At 52.3% G+C, this 22932-nt stretch carries 21 protein-coding genes; 10 read left to right on the top strand and 11 right to left on the bottom strand.

Annotation, left to right across the window (positions count from 1 at the left end; genetic code table 11):
- Positions 1-2: 2 nt before the first annotated feature.
- The 3 genes from TURPA_RS05200 to TURPA_RS05210 form a co-directional block, all read right to left on the bottom strand.
- Positions 3-659 carry a hypothetical protein gene (locus tag TURPA_RS05200; RefSeq protein WP_014802239.1) on the bottom strand — a complete coding sequence of 219 codons (657 nt, stop codon included), beginning with the start codon at positions 657-659 and terminating at the stop codon, positions 3-5.
- A 3-nt stretch (positions 660-662) separates the two neighbouring features.
- Positions 663-1274 carry a hypothetical protein gene (locus TURPA_RS05205; RefSeq protein WP_014802240.1) on the bottom strand — a complete coding sequence of 204 codons (612 nt, stop codon included), beginning with the start codon at positions 1272-1274 and terminating at the stop codon, positions 663-665.
- 100 nt (positions 1275-1374) lie between these two features.
- Entirely contained in the window at positions 1375-1743 is a 369-nt protein-coding gene (locus TURPA_RS05210; protein WP_014802241.1) for a hypothetical protein, read from the bottom strand.
- A 29-nt stretch (positions 1744-1772) separates the two neighbouring features.
- On the opposite strand from TURPA_RS05210, the gene trhA reads away from it, so the two are divergent.
- Together trhA and TURPA_RS05220 are read left to right on the top strand one after the other, a co-directional pair.
- The gene (gene trhA, locus TURPA_RS05215) at positions 1773-2558 is read left to right on the top strand and encodes a PAQR family membrane homeostasis protein TrhA (RefSeq protein WP_014802242.1); all 786 of its coding nucleotides are present in this window, start codon (positions 1773-1775) and stop codon (positions 2556-2558) included.
- Between the two features lie 54 nt (positions 2559-2612).
- Complete coding sequence (locus tag TURPA_RS05220) at positions 2613-3245, top strand: hypothetical protein (RefSeq protein WP_014802243.1); 633 nt, start codon at positions 2613-2615, stop codon at positions 3243-3245.
- Between the two features lie 155 nt (positions 3246-3400).
- Here TURPA_RS05220 and TURPA_RS05225 read toward each other — a convergent pair whose 3' ends face one another.
- Positions 3401-4999 (bottom strand): glycerol-3-phosphate dehydrogenase/oxidase, encoded by a 1599-nt coding sequence (locus TURPA_RS05225; RefSeq protein WP_014802244.1) that lies wholly within the window; start codon positions 4997-4999, stop codon positions 3401-3403.
- Positions 5000-5080: 81 nt separating this feature from the next.
- Positions 5081-6247 carry a TMEM43 family protein gene (locus TURPA_RS05230; RefSeq protein ID WP_014802245.1) on the bottom strand — a complete coding sequence of 389 codons (1167 nt, stop codon included), beginning with the start codon at positions 6245-6247 and terminating at the stop codon, positions 5081-5083.
- 110 nt (positions 6248-6357) lie between these two features.
- On the opposite strand from TURPA_RS05230, the gene TURPA_RS23970 reads away from it, so the two are divergent.
- From TURPA_RS23970 to TURPA_RS05250, 4 genes are read left to right on the top strand one after another with little or no spacing between them, the layout of a single operon-like run.
- A complete protein-coding gene (locus tag TURPA_RS23970; protein ID WP_041948315.1) occupies positions 6358-6723 on the top strand; it encodes a hypothetical protein in 366 nt (121 codons plus the stop codon).
- Positions 6629-7675 carry a YHYH protein gene (locus TURPA_RS22485; protein ID WP_425358594.1) on the top strand — a complete coding sequence of 349 codons (1047 nt, stop codon included), beginning with the start codon at positions 6629-6631 and terminating at the stop codon, positions 7673-7675. The genes TURPA_RS23970 and TURPA_RS22485 overlap by 95 nt, the downstream gene beginning before the upstream one ends.
- 27 nt (positions 7676-7702) lie before the next feature.
- A complete protein-coding gene (locus tag TURPA_RS05245) occupies positions 7703-8326 on the top strand; it encodes a toxin-antitoxin system YwqK family antitoxin (protein WP_014802247.1) in 624 nt (207 codons plus the stop codon).
- On the top strand, positions 8323-9027 hold the full coding sequence (locus TURPA_RS05250; protein WP_014802248.1) for an SCO family protein: 705 nt from the start codon (positions 8323-8325) through the stop codon (positions 9025-9027). The genes TURPA_RS05245 and TURPA_RS05250 overlap by 4 nt, the downstream gene beginning before the upstream one ends.
- Positions 9028-9052: 25 nt before the next feature.
- Here TURPA_RS05250 and TURPA_RS05255 read toward each other — a convergent pair whose 3' ends face one another.
- From TURPA_RS05255 to TURPA_RS05270, 4 genes are read right to left on the bottom strand one after another with little or no spacing between them, the layout of a single operon-like run.
- Positions 9053-9829: a menaquinone biosynthetic enzyme MqnA/MqnD family protein gene (locus TURPA_RS05255; protein WP_014802249.1), complete on the bottom strand. Its 777-nt coding sequence runs from the start codon at positions 9827-9829 to the stop codon at positions 9053-9055.
- A 36-nt stretch (positions 9830-9865) separates the two neighbouring features.
- Entirely contained in the window at positions 9866-10948 is a 1083-nt protein-coding gene (locus TURPA_RS21455; protein ID WP_014802250.1) for an AI-2E family transporter, read from the bottom strand.
- Complete coding sequence (locus TURPA_RS05265) at positions 10932-11876, bottom strand: lysophospholipid acyltransferase family protein (RefSeq protein WP_014802251.1); 945 nt, start codon at positions 11874-11876, stop codon at positions 10932-10934. Before TURPA_RS05265 ends, TURPA_RS21455 begins: the two co-directional genes overlap by 17 nt.
- 22 nt (positions 11877-11898) lie before the next feature.
- Positions 11899-12996 carry a helix-turn-helix domain-containing protein gene (locus TURPA_RS05270; RefSeq protein ID WP_014802252.1) on the bottom strand — a complete coding sequence of 366 codons (1098 nt, stop codon included), beginning with the start codon at positions 12994-12996 and terminating at the stop codon, positions 11899-11901.
- A 219-nt stretch (positions 12997-13215) separates the two neighbouring features.
- Here TURPA_RS05270 and TURPA_RS05275 point away from each other — a divergent pair, with 219 nt between their 5' ends.
- Positions 13216-13956 (top strand): hypothetical protein, encoded by a 741-nt coding sequence (locus TURPA_RS05275; protein WP_014802253.1) that lies wholly within the window; start codon positions 13216-13218, stop codon positions 13954-13956.
- 64 nt (positions 13957-14020) lie between these two features.
- On the opposite strand, the gene TURPA_RS21460 is transcribed toward TURPA_RS05275, so the two are convergent.
- Together TURPA_RS21460 and TURPA_RS05285 are read right to left on the bottom strand one after the other, a co-directional pair.
- Positions 14021-15103, bottom strand: coding sequence for a helix-turn-helix domain-containing protein (locus TURPA_RS21460; protein WP_014802254.1), 1083 nt, complete (start codon positions 15101-15103; stop codon positions 14021-14023).
- Positions 15104-15199: 96 nt separating this feature from the next.
- Positions 15200-16009: an enoyl-CoA hydratase/isomerase family protein gene (locus TURPA_RS05285; protein WP_014802255.1), complete on the bottom strand. Its 810-nt coding sequence runs from the start codon at positions 16007-16009 to the stop codon at positions 15200-15202.
- A gap of 263 nt (positions 16010-16272) precedes the next feature.
- Here TURPA_RS05285 and TURPA_RS05290 point away from each other — a divergent pair, with 263 nt between their 5' ends.
- From TURPA_RS05290 to TURPA_RS05300, 3 genes are all read left to right on the top strand, one after another.
- The gene (locus TURPA_RS05290) at positions 16273-20292 is read left to right on the top strand and encodes a hypothetical protein (protein ID WP_014802256.1); all 4020 of its coding nucleotides are present in this window, start codon (positions 16273-16275) and stop codon (positions 20290-20292) included.
- A 215-nt stretch (positions 20293-20507) separates the two neighbouring features.
- Positions 20508-22007, top strand: a complete 1500-nt coding sequence (locus TURPA_RS05295; protein WP_014802257.1) for a Kelch repeat-containing protein — start codon at positions 20508-20510, stop codon at positions 22005-22007.
- 55 nt (positions 22008-22062) lie between these two features.
- Positions 22063-22845: an enoyl-CoA hydratase/isomerase family protein gene (locus tag TURPA_RS05300; protein WP_041948319.1), complete on the top strand. Its 783-nt coding sequence runs from the start codon at positions 22063-22065 to the stop codon at positions 22843-22845.
- Positions 22846-22932 lie beyond the last annotated feature (87 nt).

A 22932-nucleotide genomic window follows, 5' to 3' on the forward strand; every position in this document is an offset into this window, starting at 1 on the left:
GATTATTGTATTTTGATCGCCTGTATCGCTTCTTGCGCGGCGCTTTTCACATCTTCATCGTAGCGTGACTGCAGCACTTTGAGCAGGGGTATAAACGCCTTTCGCGCGTGCATGCCCTTGAGTGCAAGACAGACTTCACGCAGCGCTTTTTCGTCAGCAGATGAATTCTGAAAGTCGTTGAGATAGCGATCAACGCGGCTGAGCAAAGCTGGCACAATAATCTCAGCATGTTTGGTGTACGTTGCGAGCGTATGCGCGCAGGCATAGATAACCGCCGGGTTGAGTTCTTCTTTGAGCGTGTTTGCAAGATTCACCACGAGTTTTGGCGCGATCGCCGATTCGTTGAACACGATCGCGGCAGTACAGGCGGCCTCGCGCACATCGGGACTCTTGTTGACGAGCCCAAAATTCAGACCATCAAGATAGCGGGGAGCGACGATTTCACCGTCTGCTTTTGACTGCCGGTAAATGACCGACATCTTTTCGAGCGCGCGCACTTTTGCGTAGCGCAGCGTTTCGGCATCGCGCACAATCTTGACCAAGAGGTCGCTGTGACGCATGTCGTAATCGCGAATACGGTCGAGAATTTCAGGCCGCGTTGTCTCGGCAAAAAGAGTGCCGGTTAACGAGAACGCCAGACAAATCAGAAACAGGCGCATCGGCTATGCCTGCCCTCCGGTGCCCGGGCCAGGTTTATCGTAGCTGTGCTTATGCTCGTGCCGGTGTATTGCATGGTTCACCAGCCTCGCGAGGTCGTCGAGGTTGTCACCTTTGCGTAGCTTGATATCTTCATAGTCGCCGGTTGCCAGATAGTGGTTCAGGTGCTTCTTGATTTTGAAGATGGGGCCGGCAACCTTGTGCGAAAAGAACACGCTGTAGATCATGATGATGAGAATGTTGAGTAGCGTGACGACAATCACCGGCCATATGTAGAGGTCGAACGCGTTGTAGAACTTGTAGCCGCCAGAGGTCACCTTGAGCGGAAAATACTCTTGTCCCTGGCCTTCGGCGACGATTACCCATTTGCCGTCTTTGTCTTTTGCGAGGGCCTGGTGGTTATCGACATCCATTTGCGCGAGCACTGATGCGCCGTCGGGTAGCAGGCTATAGGCCTTATTCTTGAGGGCAAAAAGGGCACCAATTACGAGAACCGCCGAAATGGCGACGACAATCGAATAGCGCAGAATAAACTTGCCCTGAAAGCGCTTGTCGATGAAGTATTTGCGCTGCCAGAAATAGGGTTTCTTGGTCTTCGCCGCGGTGCCATTTGCCATAGGTATGCAAGACTCAGGTGCGCAACGAGTCGGTCAATTCATTTTGTCTGCTGCGCCCGATTTGCGCACCGCCGCATTCTCGCGACCGCCTGATCGTTGTTTATCTGCCGGTACTGGCCGAGGTCACAAAAACAAAATAGACAGCAATCACGACACCTGCGACGATGAGGGCAAGCCCCGCAACGCCAAAGAGCAGAATGCGCAAATCTTTCTGGTAGCCGGTGAACGGGTTGTGCGTGAAAATATATTTCAATATGCGGGTAAGGCCAGAATCTTCGAGCAACGATTCGACTTCGATCGCCTTGCCCGACAACCTGCCCGAAATAATCACCGACCAGCAGCCCAACACGAAAAAGGTGATCGCGAATATGAGCACCGGCTCTGAACCGATGTACGGTGAAACCGGTAAAGAATTTTTTGCAGCGATCGGCCAGAAATAGTCAACGCAGCCAGATTTCTTGCAACGCACGGCCGCCGATATGCATCTAAAAGACTCCCGTGAGAAAGAAAGCGAAAGCCAAAACCCTGGCGAAAAAGAAACGTGTGGTGAAAAAATCCTCACCCAAAGCACCCAAACGCAAGCAGCCCAGAGCTACCAGTAAAGTCGTCGCGCAGGCACTGCCACCGCAGCAGCTGCGCCGCAAGGGCCACCATGCGCGCTTCAGAACCGCGATGCGCCACGAAATTGCGAACCTGCTGACGCACGGCATCGGCGCAGGCCTGGCGATCGCGGGCACTGCGTTTCTCATTGTGCGCGGCGTCGAATTCAAAGACCCGTGGCGAATCGTGGGCTATAGCCTTTTCGGTGCATCGATGGTTTTTCTCTATATGGCCTCGAGCCTCTACCACGCGCTATGGCACCCCAGAACAAAACAATTTTTAAGGCGGATGGACCACAGTGCTATTTTTTTCGCAATTGCGGGAACCTACACGCCGATTCTGCTCGTGACACTGCGCGGCCCCATCGGCTGGACATTCTTTGGCATCGTCTGGGGCCTAGCGATCATTGGCATCACGTTCAAGATGATATTCGGCCACCGCTATGAAGCAGTGTCGCTCACGACGTACATACTCATGGGCTGGCTCGTGATCTTTTTTGTGAAGCCGGTCTATATCGGCCTCTCGGCGGGCGGCGTGTGGCTGTTATTCGCGGGGGGCATTGCCTACACAGCCGGCACGATCTTCTATTCGATGGCACGGTTGCCCTACCACCACATGATCTGGCACCTCTTCGTGCTGACGGGCAGCGTGCTGCACTTTCTCTGCATTTACAGATATGTTTAGACATGACGACAAACGCTATGCGTTTGTCGTCATGTCTCTAACCCAAAAATCAGTATGCCGCTGACGAACAAGAACGAATGGCATAAGAGCCGCATCTACGGCAGCGACCCCGACGAAGCGCCCGACAAGGTGTTTGACCGGGTCGACCTGCTCATGCCCGTCAAGAAATCTGACGTGTTGCCGCTCGTCGTCGAAGAGGCTCCCTCAAAAGATGCGTTCTTTCCCGTCGAGCCCGCCGAACTTACCGAACTGATTCTGAAAGCAATAAACCCCGAAGCACGCGAGCTGACGCACATCTGGTATCGCCGCCCCAAACCCAGCGAATTTCGCGGCGGCCGCATTCCGTTTACCGAATACATCTATGCCAACGGCATCTGCCTCATGGTATTTTATCCCTGGCCTGAGACGCTGATATTTCCGCTCACGAAAAAGCCGGCTGACGCCGTGCTCAATCGCTACCGCAAATGGTCGCCCAAGGTGTTCAGCCACAAAGCCAAATGGCAGCTACAATGGAACGCCGACACAGTGAGGGATTTCTACCTAAACGATCTTCTGAAAAACCTTTTGGCTCTTCACAACGACTTTCAAAAGAAACTCGCGCAAATGCCCGACGGCCGTCTTCGCAACGGGCAATTGGTACAATACGCGAACCAAAGATTCTTCGAACAAGCGCAAAGTTATAGCTAAGGGTTTCCCTTTGGGAAACCCGCTGCTGGCGAGCGGCACCGGAAAAGAGGCAAGCAGCGCAGCGCTTTATCAGTCGTTTGGCTTTGCAAACGACGAGGCTTGCCTCTTTTCCGGATGTTTGCCGCGCGCCAGATAAGGTCGAAATTCAGGATTTGTTAACCAAAGTATTCTTTAAACCTTTTCTGTGCGTCTTTACCGAACAGAATCTTGCACGCTTCTTTCATGCCTTTTGAATTGCGTATGTCTTCTTTGCGCGCGATGAGCGCAATCTTCGAGCGGCGGCGCAGAAAGTCTTCGAGCTTGGTGACCATTTCACGGCCGGCAGCCTCTCTGATTTCAACGCGCGTGTATTCGGCGCCTTCAATCAGAAGCTCAGCTTCGGCAGGGTTCTCGCGAATTTCTTCGAGCAGCACGAGCGCGTGCGCTCCGTAGCGCCGCCAGAAGCGTGTCGAGAGTTTTTCAGAGGCCTGCGGCGCGGTGTAGCCGTCGAGGTCCATGAGTTTGGCCTGATGAAAGAATTCGTCACGAAACGATTCGTGCGGCTCGCCATACCAACGCCGTTTCGGATAAGGCAGAGCGACACCCAGCTCTTCGACAAACTCACTCACCTCGTCGCCGACGTTGAGGCAGTCGGTCAGTTTGCCACCAAAGATCGTAATCTGCCTGCGGCCTTTATTGACTTCAATCTCATGCTTGCGCGACAGCTGAATCCAGTCTTTACCGCCGCCTTTACCCTTCTTCACAACCAGCGGGCGCACACCGCAGCGTTCTGCGATAATGTCTTTTTCTGTCAGCGGAGCGGCAAGCTTCATCCGCTTGTTGATATTGTTCAGCACGAACTCACGGTCTTCACGGGTGACGAATGACTCGGGTGCAGTTACCCGCGTATCGGTTGTACCGATACAGGTTTTAGCCCCCATGGGGATTGCGAAAAACAGGCGACCATCGTCGGCAAAAAAAGTCAGTACGCGCTCTTCTTTTGAAAGTCGGTTTACGATGAGGTGAATTCCCTTCGAGAATACGTGCTGGTGCTCTGTAGAAACCTGGGCTGCTTCATTAAACGAGTCAGCATAGGGACCGCAGGCATTCACGACAATATCGGCTGAGATACGAAATGCCTTTTTGGTCATCATGTCTTTCGCGGCGATTTGCCATTTGCCGTCGGCCTTTGTTGCCGAGGTTGCGGCGACGTAGTTGGCTGCGATACAGCCGTTGTTCATGGCTTGCCTCACAAACCCAAAAACGAAGCGAGCGTCATTGTCGTGCAGGTATGCATCCGAATATTCAAAGCCACCGGCAGCGTTGGCGGTGTTGATGCCCGGTTCGAGCTTGTTGATCTTGCGTTTCGTCAGATAGCGCGGGGTACGTGTGAAAAAATTACCGATGAGCCAATAGAACCAGGTACCCAGCCAAATGAACCATACAGGGAAACGAAAACCCTTCTCGATGGTGGTAAAGAAGCGAATTTCTTGCACCGTCGATGGGTAGCTGCGAATGAGGTGGTTACGCGACATGCAGAGCTTGCGCACGAGGCCGAACTCCAGCGTCTCGAGATACTTGATACCACCCCAGGCAAGGTTCGACGATTCTTGACTCGTGAACGAAGCAAAGTCACCTTTATCAATGAGGGCAACTTTTGCGCCCTTGCCCGAAAGCGCGGCAGCCGAAACTGCGCCGTTGATGCCTCCACCGATGACGATCACATCAAAGTGGCGTTTTTTCAGCTTTTCGATATTGCTTTCGCGCAGGTTCATGCCGACGAACCCGCGACGAAATTCGCCGGGTCAAATAGAAACCGATTATTCCCGGCTTGCGCCGGAAATAATCGGTTTCGTTTAGTTCGCTGCCTTCTTCGCCGCGCCGCGCTGGCGCATGAACACGATCACTCCCACCACTATGCCGATGAGAATGAGCGAAAGCACCGGTCGGTAGAAGAACCAGGCAATGGCGATTGTGACCACCGACAGAGCAAACGCCGCGATCGCCGAGGCAAGCCCCGTGCCAAAGCTCATGATGCTGCCGAGAATCGGCAATACATCGAGCAGGGTTGAGAGGGGCTTAAAGAGCATACTGAGGCCAATCGTCATCATCAGCCAGCCGACGAGGCGCAGAACCCAGGTGATGAAGGCGTTTGACGATTCGGCAGATTTATACATCTGCTGCGCGGTCACGACGCCCTGAGAAATCATATAGATGCTGCCACCCGCATCAGCCGTGTAAGGCGCGAAAGAACTGCTCTGCTGCACCGCAATCACACTTGCATCGGTGGGCTTCACGACTTCAAATTTAACGCGGTAGTCGCCGACCTGCGGGTTTGAGGCATTCATGCCGATGAAGATACCTTCGCTGGTTGCAGCGACTGGCTTTGCGGCAACGGTGCGTACTTTCGCAAGCACCGCGTCGCTCGCTTCGAGCTTCACGAACGAGCTGAGGCTTGATGTCAGGTTCTGCGGCAGGCGGTACGCACCGAGTTTTGCATTGGCGGCCGTAACCGTTTCAGAGGTGTAGATCATCGGTGGGTTGGTGTGACCCTGCGGCTTCTTAAAAGAAGCAGAATCGGTTTTGCCGGCCCAGTCTTTTTTATACGTGCACTTGGTGTTGGTGGTTGTGCTGCCACCGAGATTTTTTTCGGTCTCGCTCGTGCAGCTCTCTTGCCACTGGTACATCTGCACCGTGCGGCGCAATGACAACACCTTCTCGGCTTCGACCTTGAAAGTGTCGTCGGTCAGCGTCTCTTCTGTCGATACGGGGCCCGAGACATGTATCAGTTTACCGTCGAGCGAAGAATCGACGCTGTCGGCTTTAGCCGCTATCGTCGCGCCTTTGCCTTCTTGCAGGCTCTTATACGTCTCTACCGAGCGGCCTTCGTTCCACCAGAGAACAAAAAATGCTGCGAAAAACAGCAAGAGGCCGAATGCGACTCCCTTGATTGACCCCATGAGGCGGCTGCCCCATGATTGTGTGCTCGATTCACTATATGAATCATTGTCATTATCACCCATGTTATCTCCTTAAACAAAAAAGCGTCAACGCAACTGCCGTGCCCTTGCGGAGCGGTCAAGGCAATAAGGTATCGCATTTGTCTGGGCTGCCCAAAGGGCAGCCCAGACAAATGCTCGAAAAAAAAGTGTCCGGTATATTGGGGTGGATTATCCCCGTACCAGAGGCAAATGATGAAAACAACTATACTCGCAATTACGGCTATGGCTATACTCGCTATTTCGGGCTGCTCGAGCAGCGACTCGACGGCGACGACCAATACCACGACCACAAGTACGACAACCACGACGACTTCGACACCGACCTATACGCCGTCGGTATCGGCGTTTTCGACTGCCGGCCCGCACAATATCACGATCAGCACAACAACTTCGGGGGCGGCAATCTGCTACAGCACTTCGGCGACGCCGGTCTGCAACGCAGCCAAAACAGGCTGCACTACTGGTACACTGTATTCAGCGGCTGTTTCTGTCAGTAATGCCACAAACCTCAGAGCGATTGCCTGCAAGAGCGGGAACAACGACTCGAGCGTGAAGACTGTTACCTACAGCATGAGCCAGACCTATGGCACGTTGAGCGCTTCGGTTACACCAACTTCTGCAACTTTGGGTGCCACTTGCATTGATAGTGTCAACACAACGATGGATGCAGCTTTACCGGCAGCAATCAGAGACAATTTCAAATGCCAGACCGCCTATGTGAATGGCGCGAACAATGTCTTTAAGAGTGTGAATATGCCGAATCACGTGAGCTTTTATTACTGCAGTCTTATATCGGCCGGTGCATGCGCAGTCGATAAACGCAATGCGACTCTATGGGCCGCGCTACCCAGCGGCAACACTTCTGCAGGTACCAATACTATCTTCGTTCAGAATCTCGAATTTACAATTCCCGCCACACCGACACTCAAAACGGGCACGCTGACCGGCACGCAAAATGGCTACGTCGCCGTCGGTGTGACAGTCAATGGCCTGGCGATCTTTAACAATGCAGCTGCACCGCCCGATACACTCGCTGCTGAGGCCGCAACCTTTGACGGTTTTGACGGCCATCCGCAGAACGCGGGCGTCTACCACCACCATGCAGGTGTGCGAAAAGTGGGTGCAAGCGGAACCGACAACAACGATGCAAACCTGATCGGTATTGCGCTCGACGGTTATCTGATCTATGGCAAGAAATGCGACAATGCAACTGCGACCACTGCAGATGACATCACGCTGACCGCCTCGACTGGCACCTCTGACGGATCAGCCGCAGGCATCACCGGTGCCTCAGCAACGACTCTTGACCAACTCCATGGCCATACGACGACGACCCGCCATTTAGGCACAGCCACCTATCACTACCACATGGCACTCGACCCGACGGCAACAATCGACACGCTGCTCGGCTCGTACTTTCGCGGTGTGGCAGGCACGATTACCAACTGATCGAGATTCAGGCGCGCAGAGAGTGGCATGAAAGTGAAGGTGAGTTTTTACACCCGATTCAGCCACGCCATTCTTTGCGGCCTGCTGCTCTTGCTCGCCGGTGGCCCCGCAGCCTGCAGCAAGACAATCGAAGGTTCTGATCCGCGCATCAGTGTCTCAGGCGGTCGGCTTCTGCTCGCCGGTGAGCCGTTCAGCGGTATTCTCAGGCAGGCCATCGGCGATGGTTCTGAGATCCGCATGACGCCCTATCAAAATGGCTTGGAGCATGGCCGTCTCACAGTTCGCAAGAACAAGCAACTGGTCGAAGAGCGCGTTTATGAGCAGGGCAAAAAACACGGCACACACAAGGGCTGGCACGCGAATGGCAATCTGAGATTTGTCAGCACGTTCGCGCACGGCGAATATGTCGGCGACCAGTTCACCTACCACGACAATGGCCAGGTGTTTGAATACAAGAAATATAGCCCCGAAGGGAAACTGCTTGTTTCAAAAATCTTTCGCCAGACGGGCCAGATTTACACGAGCCAGGCTTTCACTGCTGAAGGCGCAGCGTATGGCCTGCCGGGCAGCAAACTCTGCAACCCGGTAACGCAAGAAAAGGCGAAGCTGCAACAGAATCAGTCGTTAACAGAGAAGGATGTTCCGCTGTGAAACTCTGCGGGGTGGTGTTGCAGTCGTTCGCCGTAGTGCTCATGAGCCTTTCACTTGCATGCAAGGCCAACCCACCGGGTGACGCCGATATCACTGCCTATTACGAACCTGTTGCCGGTGTGCTGCCGTATTTCAAAGGCAAGTTCATGACACCCTGGTGGCCGGCAAAGAATGCCCCCGCAGCGGCGCTGCCTGCTGATCTGAAAGCAATGCCCTCGATGGGGTTCACCACGCATGAGAACAAGCCCTTAGCGACTTCATCTCTCAGGGGCAAATTTGTTCTGGTGAACTTTTATTTCACTTCATGCCATGGCATCTGCCCGATGCTCACGGCGAATATGCGCAGCCTTTTGCAGCTCATCAAGAAACAAGACGACCTGCAGATAATTTCGGTGTCAGTCGACCCGGCAAAAGACACGCCTGACGTGATCAAAGCCTTTCGTGCCAAGTATGCCATAAAGAGCGACAACTGGATTTTTCTCACAGGCCCACAAGACGACGTCTTCAGAATGGCGCGCACTGCCTTCAATGCCGACACTTTTACCAAAGACATCAACCGCGACCTGCGCGACTTTTTGCACACCGAAAACTTCTATCTGCTCGATAAAGATTCATACCTGCGCGGAGTTTACCGCGCGAAGGGCATGGGTGATCTGGGCAGGCTGATCACTGAACTCGAAACTCTCCGCGGTGAGCCATGAATTGGGCCACTTTCAGTGGCCCAATTCATGGCATATTCTTTAGCCTTTCTGCGAAAAAATCCAGGTCGCGCTTGCGCTCTGGCGAAAATGTATGCTGAATCGTCTCCATGAGGTAGGCTTGCGTGAAGTCGGGCGAAAAGCCAAAGCGCTTAGCAGCAAGGTCTAAGTAGAGAGGTAGATCCTCACTATATTCTTTATGCGCCGCTGCGAGCACGGGCTCGAGCACGTTGCGTTTATCTTCGCGCATGACCCACAGCGCATAAACAAAGCCGCACTGAAACAGCGCGAAGTACTGCTGCTGCAGGTCGTACGAAGGTTCGGCCATGTGCGCGAGAGCCGTGTCGCCGATCGTCAGCAATGCCTCGCCCTGGCGAAGCCTCGCAATACGATCTGCCGCACCCGTGACCTCGACAAGAGCCGGTTTTACGTGCAAGTGATTGAGAATGACGCGTAGCTGCGCGACCGAACTGCGTGAAGAGACATCGGTAAAGATGGTCTGCACATTTTGCAACGCTGCCTCGAAAGGTTTGCTGACTTCGGGCATAAAAAGGCGTATCGATTTCGATTCGCGCGTTGCGGCGATACACAGCGAGTCATGGTAATAAAAGCCCTGCGGGTGCCGCAGGTATTCAACCGACGAGATGAGCGCGGCATCGAGCCGGCCCGCGTGCAGCTCCCCTGCGAGAAATGAGGGCACACCGCGCAAGAGCTTAACACCGCTATGGTTTTCCATAGCAGCCCACAGGGGGTAGGCGTTCAGGTAGTCGACGACGCCAATTCGTAACGGCGGTATTTCGCCCACAGAGGAAAAACCGACCTTCTCATCACAGGGTAAAGGCTAATGAGGTTTTCCCTCGAGCACGCGCGCCAGGGGCTGCGTGATTTCGTTGCGCTCAAACACAATCTTGAGCACGGCCGTGATGGGCACCGCGAGCAACATGCCCGGTATGCCCCAAAGAAAACCCCAGAGCAACAGCGACAGCAGCACCACGACCGGGTGAAGGCCCAGCGACTCGCCCATGATACGCGGCTCAATGAGGTTACCGATAATAAACTGGATTAACCCCGGTAAGGCCAGTGCCAGCACAAAATGCCAGCCGGTGCCGTATTGCAAGAAAGCAACGGGCAGAGGCAACAGCGTCGCGGCAATCGACCCAATACTCGGAATAAAATTTAAGAGAAACGCGAGCAGACCAAAGAGCACGGCGAGATCGACCTGAAGAATCGCGAGCACCGCCCCGACGAGAATGCCGGTGACGAGCGACGTTAAGAATTTCACCCCCAAATAGCGAGCGATCTTGTCGTTCACCGCGTAAGACATGCTGCCGGGGCGATCGGCCGCATGTCGCTTGAGCCGTGTGCCGGCGACGAGAAAGACAAAAAACAGAGCGACGAGAATCGTCTGCCCGAAGAACTCGAGCACACCTGAAGATACGCTGCGCGCCCAGGCAAGAAACGGCAATTTCTTGAGCGAGGCCGCGAGTGTCGCCGGGTCGATGGTAACCTGCACGGGCAACAGCCAGCGGTTCAGTAGCAGTGCGCTTTCGTTGAAGAGATCAAGAATGCGGTGATGGTACTGTTCGAGACTGCGAAAAGCCCCTGACAGCGAAACCACCGCCAGAAAAACAATTAATCCTGCTACTAATAGGGCTGAAGCGACAGTGAGGCCCGTAGAAACCAGTCTGGGAATTCGCAGCGAGCTTTGCAGCTTCTTGACCACCGGCGAGATGGCATAGTTCAGAAAAACAGCGATGACAAAGGGCACGATAATATCGCGCGTCAGGTATGCGATCGCGAGAAAGATGCTCGCAGCGATAAAGAGCAGGCTCGCGACCTTAAGTCTTTCCCATCGCTCAACCTGCGTGGGCGCAGAGTGCGACGTTGCAGGCACAGTAGTTTGTGCGCTATGGCGCGCTGGCATAAACACCCCGCATCTGTTCGGGCAGCATCGCGGCGACCTTGCGGCCGATGGTATCCATCGCGTCTTGTTTGCGCGTCTCTTTCGGCAGTGTATCGGCATCAAGGTTGAGGATATCGCGCGGTGCTGCATCCGCAGGCGCTACGAAAATCGGCTCACCCAGCGTCATGCTGCCATCGGTAAGTTCAAAAGTGAAACTGTGCGAGTGCAAAATCTTGTCAGCGCCGGTAATCGCAATCGGCAAAACCACGGTACCTTCGAGGTAGTTGTAGAGAGCGCCGTGAAACTGCCCCATCTTGCCGTCGCGGCTGCGCGTACCTTCGGGGTAGAGGACGAGAATGTGCCCCTGCCGCTGCCGTTCTTTACCTTCTTTGAATGAGCGAATGTTGAGCCGTGCGAGCTCGCGCTTAATCGGCTCATTCTCGGCCATGTCACGCGGCGACGCCACCAGCATCGAATGGAACATGCGGCCCGCGACACGACTGTAGTCAGAGGTAAAGACGAGTCTGCCAGCTATAAAGAAAATCTTCTCAGCATATTGCTTGAGGTGTGGCTCGCGGTGCAGCAAAGCGTACACGACTGCTGCGTCGAACAAACTCAGGTGGTTTGCCACCAGCGTCACGCCGCAGGTCGTGAGCGATGGTATAACCTTCTCAAAATTCTCGAGACCCGTGACCTTGAACCGACTGAGTATCGGCGTCACAATCGCAAGCATCAGGTCGTGAATCTCTTCGTCGCGGCCCAGGTACGGCGACGCCGTCGCGGCGAGTTCAGGGTGGTGCTCAAAGTCGAGCGCCTCGGGCATGGCCGTTGTTCTCGCCAGGCGGATATAGTCTTGCAAGAGCTGTTTGGCGCGTTCTTCAGTCTCGCCCCCTGCCGCAATGGCAGCAACGCTCTGCATGAACTGGTCTTCCCACGGAAGCTTTTCCATAGGGTCTAATTAGAGGTTTGGGTCAGTTTGGCGATTCCGTATTGGTTCGCATCAGTTGCGCGTACTCTGAAGGAGTCTTGCCTGTCAATTTTCGAAAAATCAAGTTAAAAGACGACTTTGAACCGAAACCTGCCTGGTAGGCAACCTGCAAAATATTCTCATTTTCAGGATCTGCAAGCAGTCGTTCTGCTTCTTTGACCCGATAAACGTTAATAAAATCACGAAATGTCTGCTTCGCATGCAGGTTCAGATATTCAGAAAGCTGATGGGGTTTTAAAGAAAGACGCTGAGCAACGGTATTTAAGGTAAGCTCAAAATCTGTGAAGAGCTTTTCATTCTGCATTAAATCTGACAGCTTCTGCTCCAATTCATCGATTTTGAGACCGGCCAAACGCGTCTTGGCATAGCGTACGGTTTCAATTTCCTGCAGATAAGCGGTCGTATGCGCCGAACGCTGCATGAATATATAACCAAGACAGGCCGCAATCAATAGCCCACCCGCGGAAATCTTGATAAAAGCAACGCTCGTGAACAGGTGAGCAAGAATAATCAACACTAAAGAAACGATACTTATGCCCGCGCACATCAGCACGAGTATCAGCAGACTACGACCTGCGCCTTTAATTTGAGTGTATGCATGCAACATTGTCCAGAGAATCAGCATCGGAAACACAATATTATAGGCCAGCCCAAGAAGCAAGAGTCCTTCTCGCCAGCTGATCTGATGATATACATAGAAAGCCTGAATTGCCGTCCGCTTTGCTTCTGCGCCACTAAAAAGAAATGGCACCATAACTATTGTGACTACCAGAAAGGGGGCGAGATAGAACTCGTGCCTTTCTCGTGCATGGGGGTTCAGCCAATTGCGAAAATAGGCATAGTAGAAATATCCTGGCAAAAAACTAATTGGAATATGCAGACCATAGAAATGCGGCCATTGCATCAGCAAGTCAGAGAATATCAGAAACGAGAAGAAAATCATGGCCCCGGTTGAAAAATATGCAGCTGACCAGTAATACTTTTTTCGACCAGCCTTAGCCAGAAACAAATGCCCCAGACCTATCAAGAGGCATATACCCGCAACGACGAAGAAAGATAGGGAAAAAAGATCGATAGGCATAAGTTAGTCTCTGCGCCGGGCCTCTTCACCGTCGTCAATCATAACGCGCAAACACGGCAGAATCGCCGTTTTGGGTTTCTAAATACCTTATTATAAATCAGACAGTCCGTTCGTAAAAAGTTGAGTCTCAACGGATACGTTCGGTCGATTTGCAATCTGAATTGTGCTAAGAATCACTCGCTTCACGAGAAGTGAAGCAAATACTTTCAGGAGTAAACGATGAAAAAAACAATGATGATTCTTGCGTGTGTTGCCAGTGCATCCAGCGTGATGGCGCAGGCAAAAAAGGCCAATGCTAAAAATGCGGCTGCTAATGCACCGGTAACAGCGCCTGCTGTTACGAACGCACCGGCACCAGCTCAGGCCCCCATAGCTGCCGCCTCGGCAGATTCAGGGATGCGCTTAGGCATTTGGGGTGGCTATAACGTGGCCAACAGCGACAGCTTTAGCAGCATTGACAAGAGTGTGACTGAAGCAGATAGCAACTTCACAGCACGTAAAACCTCCACTGTTACCAAAGGGGGCATTGCCGCGGGAGCAGACATCTGGCTAGGCAACGACTTTCAATACGGCCTCGGGATAGCATACCTACAGGTGTACAAGCTTGCCTGGGCCAATACTGAAGGGGCGGCGAAAGCGAACATCGACGCAAATATCGCCTACTTGCCAGTACATTTGCAGGCATTGTACGAAGTTTCAGGTTTCAAAATCGGCGCAGGTGCGGGGCTCTCACTCGGATTCGGAGAGACGACAAGCGTGCTCTCGGGCTTCGGAGTTGGTACTGATGGAACCACCACGACGAAAGTAAAAGGTTCAGCGCTGTCTGCGGGCGTTATTGTGGCATATGGTGTAAACTTTGGCAATGTAACCGCAGATATCGGCGTGCGCTACTACGCCATTTTCGAAGACAAAATTGTTCAGAATATTGTACCGAATATCACACTCGGATACCGTTTCTAAAATTCATGTAGTCTGACACTTTGGGATAGACAACTTTGCGGCTGCTCTCGCTGCCAGAAATTGTTTATCCCCGTTTTTTGAATTGATCGCGATACTCACCAGGAGTGAGCCCCGTTGCCTTCTTGAACAGAGAATTAAATGATGACTTCGAGCTAAAACCCGCAGCGAGCCCGGCCCGCAACAGATTTTCGCCACCTTCATCTACAAGTAGGCGCTTTGCTTCGTGTATGCGAAATTCGCCGATATAATCAGAGAACTTCTTCTTTTCGTGGATATTCAGGTACTCAGAAAGCTGATGGGCATTTAATCCCAGTGCTTCGGCTAATTGAGCCAGACTGAGATCAAAATCAGTATAAAGCTTCTGTTCGTCCATTAACTCTCGTAAGCCTTGTCTTATCTTGTTCAAATCGACGCCATTTAAGCGGGTCTTTCTATAGCGCTCTTGCTCAACCGAAGCCGAAAGCTCTTCGCTGATATGCGACGAGCGCTGCATGAAAAAATAGCCAAAGGCGGCCGCAACAACCAAACCTACCATTCCATACGACTCGAGCACTCTATCGCCGATTGCATATGCAATCATGATTATTAATACAGAAACAACGCTGATTGCGGCGCATAGCGCGGTTAAAACAAAAATACTGCGTCCTGCAACATGAATATGTTTATGCAGAACTCGAGCCTCCCAGGTTAACAGACCGGAATAAATGACGTTGCTCAGCAGTCCGATTTCAAACAGATATTCGCGCCAGCTAAATACTCCATTCTTATAATATGAAATAATCGCCGCCTGCTTGGCCTGCTCGTTTTCAAGCAAGAAAGGCGCTGCAATGACGAATGCAATGCTTGCAGGTATCAGATGCCAGTAAGTTCTCAGAGGCAAATCAGGGTATAGCCAGAATCTGAAATAGAAATAATACATCATCGCCGGCAGAAAGATGATGACCAGATGCGGACCGTATATATGCGGATACTCTAATAACCGGTCACTGTGCACCAAATAAGCGAAAACGAAACAGAGGCCCACGAAGAAATATGCCGCCGCCCAGATATATTTTTTCTTTCCTGTTCTCGCGAGAAATAATTGCCCAAGCGCGATGAGCAGACAAACACCCGAAGCGAATAAGAGCATTGTAAGGTAAGCATTCATAGACTAGAGACCTCGAGCATCGCAGGGTTTCAGCGTCAAGTCTATCGAAGCCTTGACCAGAAACCCACATGTGTATACGCAGGCTTTCATTGGCATTCAGGCGGCAAAAAATTTCTTTTCAGAATTTGACAATCTCCTGCTTTCGGCATGAAGTTTTCGCAGTGCGGCGTCACTGAGACTGCGATCTTTGTCAAAAAAATTCAAACCCACCCTGCGCAGACTGAGCTTTCGCGAACGCATTAAATCCAAAGGATTCTGGATTAACCTTCGCATGAAAATTTCACCTTTTTCCGCAAGCACATCTGTTTGAAAAATGTCATTCGCCAGACCCAATCTTTTGAGACTGTCATGCGGTGGCGCCCAACCCGATCTAATGAGAGACTTGAAGTTCTCCAACCCGATGCCTGATGCGATTGTCTGGGCCATAGCATTGGTCAGCTGCAAGCCAGGCATGACGTCGACGAAAGAAACCCCGCGCACCTCAGAACTCAAAAACCGCCAGTCGCAGGCCATCATGAGCACAGCCCCGGCACCTGAAACAGGCCCATATCCCAAAAATAACTCAGGTTTCGAAAACGCATAGATTGCCCGCGTGACGCTTGCGAAATAGCGATACAAACGAAGCCTGACTTCAGTATCCATAACAGACAATTTTGTTTTGTCAAGCGCACCCAACGCACCGCCGCTCGGGTGTGTCGACCAGATAACGCCATGAATATTCTCATCGTATTCGAAGCGTTCATGCACGAGGGCAATTTCAGTCAAAAGCTGTTCGTCTATCGTCCAACCTGAACCTTCGCGCAGACGAATGAAGCCGATATTAGCACGAGTTTCAATTTCAAGATGAACATACCTTTCTTCTTCATGTGCAAACCGAGCAGTTGTAATATCCGACTTTTTAAGCATAAGCTTCTCCCTGTTACCGCAATTTAGCAATGAGGATTTATCACAGAAAAAGCCGTCTGTCGCCGTTGCGGATGATTTGAGACCGTGAGCGTATACGATTGCACTCCTTTTGCGCATGAGTCAAATCTGCATTTTCTGCACCAGTAGGGCGACTTGGCCCTTTCGTCACAGGCTTAACTGCAAGAAACCAGAGTTTAGTCCCATCGGATAAGTCTGGACTCATGTATTGGCACAGTCTAATGCCTTTGTGCGTTATTATCTGCATGAGAATCTATCTAATTTGGACATTGATGTTTGTGGTCAGCCTAAGCTATTGCTCGGGTGGCATGTTTAATTCTAAAACAAACTACGCGGAAAATAAAAAAAATGACGCGAATCACCCGTTTAACGAGTCCACATTCCGCAGCGCCATCGGTGAAGAGAAATACCAGGCACTTTTCAATGGGAGTGCTGACGGTGACTTAAAACTGCTCCTATACGGCATCGGGCAGTCGAACGCAATTGATTTGGTGAATGCCGTGAGCGATGTGAACCGAATTTCAGAAATCCTCAATGCCCCAGAGGCGATTTCGGCGCTGACCCTTGTGGGTCTAATCAACGCGGTAGATGCTCATATACGTAATGGACGAAAATATGCTGAATTGGCAGAACCCAACGATACACTCCGCAAGATTTCGGTGCTTTTGAACTATGTCGATAGCATGACGACTCTCAAGAAGATTATTAAAGGTATGACTGAACAGCCCGCCGACCCGCACGGCTTCAGCCCAACCGAACGCCTGGCGCTGCTTGTGGCTATGACCAATGAAGAAAAAAAGACCATTGCGATTTTCCTCAACCGTATGGTGACCCCAGATGAGAGTCTTGATGCGGTAAACCTGGCAAAGGTGCTGCGGCTGCTGAACGAGACCAAAGACCTGAGCAACCTCGCAAAACTGCTGAACGGAATAGCCGAAGGAGTTCCCGAAGCGCCTATAGGCTTAGGTTTGCTCAACGCGATTGATTTACTAAGGGCACTGGACGACCTCAATATAACGAAACTGCTACGCATCATAAATGAAAGCAACGACGTATTACGCCTCGCGGCCCTCATGAACACGATTTCGCCTGCGGGTGTCGAAAATGTGATCGGCCTAATTCAAAACCTCGACGACAATGGCATTACGCATACAATACTCTTGTTGAATGACGAAAAAGTCAGTATAAGTCGCTTTTCGCAAGTCGTCAATGGCCTAACCCAATCTGCATTCGCACGCCCAAACAATGACGATTTTTCTTCCGCAGCAGCGGGCTCATTACCCATGGGTGTTCACAGCTGGGTAGGTTGGAGTACCCCCGGAGTCGCGCAGCAATGGAATTATAATCCGGCGTCACAGTATGGGGCGGCCTTGCAATACGACCTGAATGGCCTCGGTGATGGTAAGGTGGCAATTCTCCGCACCCGCATCCGCACGACCGTTGCGGGCAACATCTCTTTCACCCTGCGCAAACCAGAGATGTTAGCCGCCAACGAAGGCGTATTAGTCTATTGCGATGGTGCTACCCTCGGACCATATGCCGCGAATTACACCGACACCGTTTCGTGTTCGGTGAACGCGGGTTTACACGATCTCAAAATTTTAGTCCGTGCCACGTCAACGCCCGGCACGGTTTACCTGCAGAATTTCATGGCGCCGGGTATGCAGGGTGCCGAGCGCTCTGCGGTGCAAAAAGTTGCGATTCTACTCAACCAGATCAACATCACCGGAGTAAGCTCGGTTGCCCAGATACTTTCGGGCTTAAACGAGACGGGCACCTCAAGATTTTTAGCACTGCTTGAGCGCACCCAATACCCTGCTGCGCTTGCAGAACCTTGCCGGTTAACCACAGTCGTTAATTCTCTGAGCAAAGTAGCCGTACTCGTATCGGCGCTGAACGGTGCGGACGCAAACGGCGTCGCTCGGCTGGGCGAAATTATTAATTTTACTGCTGACAATGATTTGCCGAAGATTGTGGCCTTTCTGAACGGTCTGGACACGGTCGCTGCGCCCAAAGTTCCCGAAATCTTAAATAGCCTGACCGCAAACGGCAGTTTTTCCCTGCTCGATGTGTTAAACGAGATGCCAGTGCAAAATATTCCTCATCTCGTCGAATTAGTCGGTGGCGTGCAATACGTCAATCATTACGGAAATATTCTCTCGAGTCTGTCACCCCTGAGTTACACACGGCATCCCGACGGCGGCACTTTTCATTACTTTACGGAAGTCAAATCTGAATGGTCCGGTGCGCGAAAGCTGGCAAGTATTCTGAACAAGATTATCGCGCGGGCCGATACAGAGTTCACGGTCAAGCGGCACATGGTACGGCTATCCGATGACCTTGTGACTTCACAGGGCAAGGGGCTAATTCAGGTTATCGACGGTCTGTCATTTTTCGCGCCGACTCAAGATGGCCTCGCGCGAATAGAAGACCTGATGTACCGCCTGCGCAAGATGTCGCCAGACCCTGACAGGTATTATAACCACCCTTTCGAACTCTCTGAAAATGGGTCAGACTTCGGCCCTGCCGGAAATTCTGCCGACCCTAACGATCATTTTGGTCGCCTCAGCACGCTCGCTAACGCCATCGACCAAAATGGTGCGGCGAGCATGGCCGCGATGGTGAATTATACGCCGTACAATGCAGATAATTTCGAAAAGTTAGTACAGCTAATTACAGCGGCGCGGCGCATTCAGTATGTTGCAGATATGGCTAATAAATTGCACAATTATGCACTGCTTACGTCCGCAATACCCCTCGTCAATATGACAGCGATGGTCGAGATCTTGAACGGTATCGGCGATTCGACCAAGAGAGGCAATGGAATCAAATTGGCAGGGGATATGTACATTTTTGCCGATGCGATGAATCGATTGAGATTTAAGCCCGACGGCTCTCCACGGAGTCCCGCAAAGCAGCAGCAAATCATTCGCCTAATCAACGAAGTGACGTATTGCGGTATCAAAGCCGCTCACGAAGGCGAAGAATTGCCTGATAGCTCCAAATTCATTCTCGAAAAGAGTGCATCGGATTGTGTGCAAAATGGTTCGGATAACGTGCTCAAGCGCGCAACGAATGTGATGCTTGGTCTCGAAAATGCGAAAGCACTGGCGGTGCTGGTCGGCGATATCACAGATGTAAATAAGATCATTCTACTCATGAATAGCGTGAGGGATTCTAGCCGCATCACCCGCCTCGTGAACCTGGTACCGGAGCAGGTGATGCTCACGCATCTGGAAAATCTCTCTTACGGCGCCGCCACCAACGAGGCGTGGGCGGGTTATGGCGATGCGATCAGCCGTTCTCTGGTACCCATCGTCAATACGCTTGAGCCCGAAGATATCGCCCGCATGGTGCACTTCGGTACGGGAATCGGAAAGGGCACCGCTGTCTCTGCCTGTATACTCTACTATGCCAGCGGTGTATACTACCCCGGTGGACATCGTGGTTTTCTCGACAAATGGGGAAGGACGCCGGCCGACTGCACCAAGGAAAAAGGAGACCCGGATCAATTGGTCTGGCATGTAGCGCGCCAGTACAAACTGGATCGCAAACGAACCCTAGACTCGCCGGAAGGTTGCAACTATTACCACGGCGCAGGCCCAAAACGCATGGCACGGCTCTTGAATATTGAGAACGGTGCGAACATGCTGTGGCGCATTAACAAGTTCGGTCCGCGGACCGTCACCGCGGCTCTCAGTTGCGGTTTGGCCGGAGCGCCGGGAACGCAACAAGGGATTGAAGGAACCATATTTATTGGCGGAGCGAAGAAAAAAACCTTTCTATCGTCGACGGAAGAACAAACAATCTTTCGACCCAACGGCACTTTTTATGGGCTGACCTATCGCGCGTCAAGTGACGGTGCTTGTTCGACTGAATATCGCGGCGAAATTAATAGCTACATATCGAATTGGGTCCATCCATACGAAAATGACCCAACAAAATGGGAATTGAAAAATCGCGGCTATTTTCCCAATGTCACTTCAATTTACTCACCGTGGAGTTCGCCGAGCGATCCACCGCAGAATAGGGATAATGGTGCGGGGTTTGAATATCCTGAAATGCACGTTGATCCGAATTTTTGGAACACAGTAACGGACCAAAAATTACACGGCTCCTTGGGCGCACAGTGGCTTTGGATGGGCTCTTATCTCTTGAGTCCAGTGAACAATTACCTTCCCGCCGATTGCGACGTTGTGCCCGAACATGACACTTTTACCGGAACCACCAACGCTGTCGGCGACGGCGGCCCCCCGCCGAGCTGAGCCATGGGGTGAAAGAGGTAAATAACCTGGTGCATGGCGCGCTCTCTTCGATCTGGTTTAGAGGGACAGCCTGATTATTCTGGTACAGACTTATCCGCCTGGTACTCAAGCGGATACGCTGGGTCGACAGCGCGTAATTTTCATGATAGTCTCTCAAAATTGCAGACGAGCCCAGACGGTGAGTCGCGCAAGTCAAACACTGAGGAGCCAAGAACATGAAAATAACACACCTGATATGCGGTCTGGCATTTCTCACGACCCTTTTCTTGGGCTGCGCAAAGTCAAGGGATGGTTCTGCTACGACAGAGACAGCAACTCAAGTTGCACCCGGTATCTCACTGAATCCGGCGACCGGCCCGACAGGCACCCTGCTCACCATCACCAGTACTGGCTTTGATCTCGCAAGCTTATCTGGTGTCACGATCAATGGCACCGCGGCCATAATTCTTACGAAAGAATTGAATATGGCTCGGGTCATGGTGATGCCGGGCTCAACAAGCGGCCCGCTGATAGCAACGACGACCGTAGGCACTCAATCGGCCAGTTTCACTGTGGCGCAAGTCGCGCCCATTGCCCGTCAGCAGGGCGCAAAGCTCGTCGGTGGGGCAACTTCAAGCGAAACGCGTTTTGGGTACAGCGCCGCCTTGAGCGCCGACGGCAACACAGCAATCATCGGGGGTTATGGCGACAATGGGTCTCAGGGGGCTGCCTGGGTTTACACCAGAAGCGGTACAAACTGGGAACAGCAAGGCGAAAAGCTTGTAGGCACAGGAAATGTCGGCAATGCATCGCAAGGCTCCAGCGTCGCCTTAAGTGCAGACGGCAACACCGCGATTGTTGGCGGTAAACACGACAATGGTGCGCATGGCGCCGCCTGGATCTTCATTCGCAGAGGCGCAACCTGGCAACAACAGGGTGAAAAACTCGTCGGTACGGGTGGCCATTCACCCCAGCAAGGCGACGGTGTAGCCCTGAGCGCAGATGGCAATACCGCAATCGTCGGGGGCCCAGGCGATAACCAATCTCAAGGGGCTGCCTGGGTTTTTGTACGCAATGGCTCTACCTGGTCGCAACAGGGTGAAAAACTCGTAGGCACCGGCAACATGGGTGCAGCATTTCAGGGCAGAAGCGTTGCTTTAAGCGCAAATGGAAATACGGCGATCGTCGGCGGATATTTTGACAATTTGCGCCAAGGCGCTGCGTGGATTTTTTTTCGCAACGGTTCTACCTGGTCGCAGCAGGGTGAAAAACTCGTCGGCCTGGGAAATGTAGGCGTGGCACAGCAGGGTTACAGCGTGGCCATAAGTGCCGACGGCGATACGGTAATTGTCGGTGGGCGCACGGACGATAACGATCGAGGCGCTGCGTGGATCTTCGTACGAAATGGCACAACCTGGTCGCAACAGGGCAACAAGATTGTCGGCACCACCAGTGAGCCTTGGGCGTCACAAGGTCATAGCGTGGCTTTGAGCGCAGATGGTGATACTGCAATCCTCGGGGGATATAGCGATAATTCTGACCAAGGGGCAATTTGGGTTTTCAAGCGAACTGCTACCACATGGTCGCAGATTGGCAACAAACTTGTTGGCACAGGTAGCTCTGAATCAACCCGAGAGGGTCAATGCGTTGCATTGAGCGCAGATGCAACGACCGCAATTTCAGGAGGCGATATGAATAACTCGGGCATCGGAGCCGCCTGGGTTTGGGTTCCATAACAGCCAGGGAAAATTGATGCAAACCACCCTATCAACGAAATCGGCTGTAAGCGCGATGCTACCCGGCATTTTCAAATTTCTGCGTCTTGAAAAGAAAGACCATATCGGCTACATATATCTGGCCAAAAGCGAAAACAACGAACTCGACGCAGATTTTCTGAACGAGATAATTCTCGCTCACGACTTGTTTGAAGCCGACGACGATGTCTGGGGGGTAATCTGGACTTCAGATTCGCCCAGCTGTTTTTGTAGCGGCTTCGACCCGCGCTACATGCATTCGCTTGACAAGGCCGGCAAAATGATGACCTTCCATAAACTCTTCAAGACGACGCACCGCGTATTTGCGTTCAGCAAGCCCGAACTTGTTCTGCTGACCGGATATGCGCTTGCGGCCGGTTCGGTTATTATGATGGGGGCTGACTGGCGATTCTTGAATGAAGACAAAGCACGTATTTCTTTTCCCGAGGTGATGCTGGGTATATCGATTCCATCTGCCATGATCGCCATGCTGCGCCTGCACGCCGGTGAACAAAATCTCAGCCGACTCGTGCAGATGGGTGATTCCATAAAACCACAAGAAGCACTGAAGCTCGGCATCGTGAACGAAATCATGCCGTTGGCCGACCTGATGCCCGCGGGTGAGCGGTTTATGAAGCGCCTCTTTCAGAAGCCTCTGGGGGGATTCAGAGCTGTCAAAAAGAACCTGCGCCGTGATGTTCTGGCTCTTTTCGAAAACGACCCCAGTCTCGGTGATTTTGAAGAATTGATGGGGGCAAATTTCGACGAAGCGCTGCTCTCGATTATTGAAAAGCGGAGACCGAAATTCAATAATCCTTAACGGCGAACGGGTGCCTGAATACCCCGGAAATCGGTAAATAAGTCCCATCGGATACGTTTGGACTCCCGTAATGGCACGGACGGGCTT

Source organism: Turneriella parva DSM 21527 (genome assembly GCF_000266885.1).
GTDB classification, from domain to species: Bacteria; Spirochaetota; Leptospiria; order Turneriellales; family Turneriellaceae; genus Turneriella; species Turneriella parva.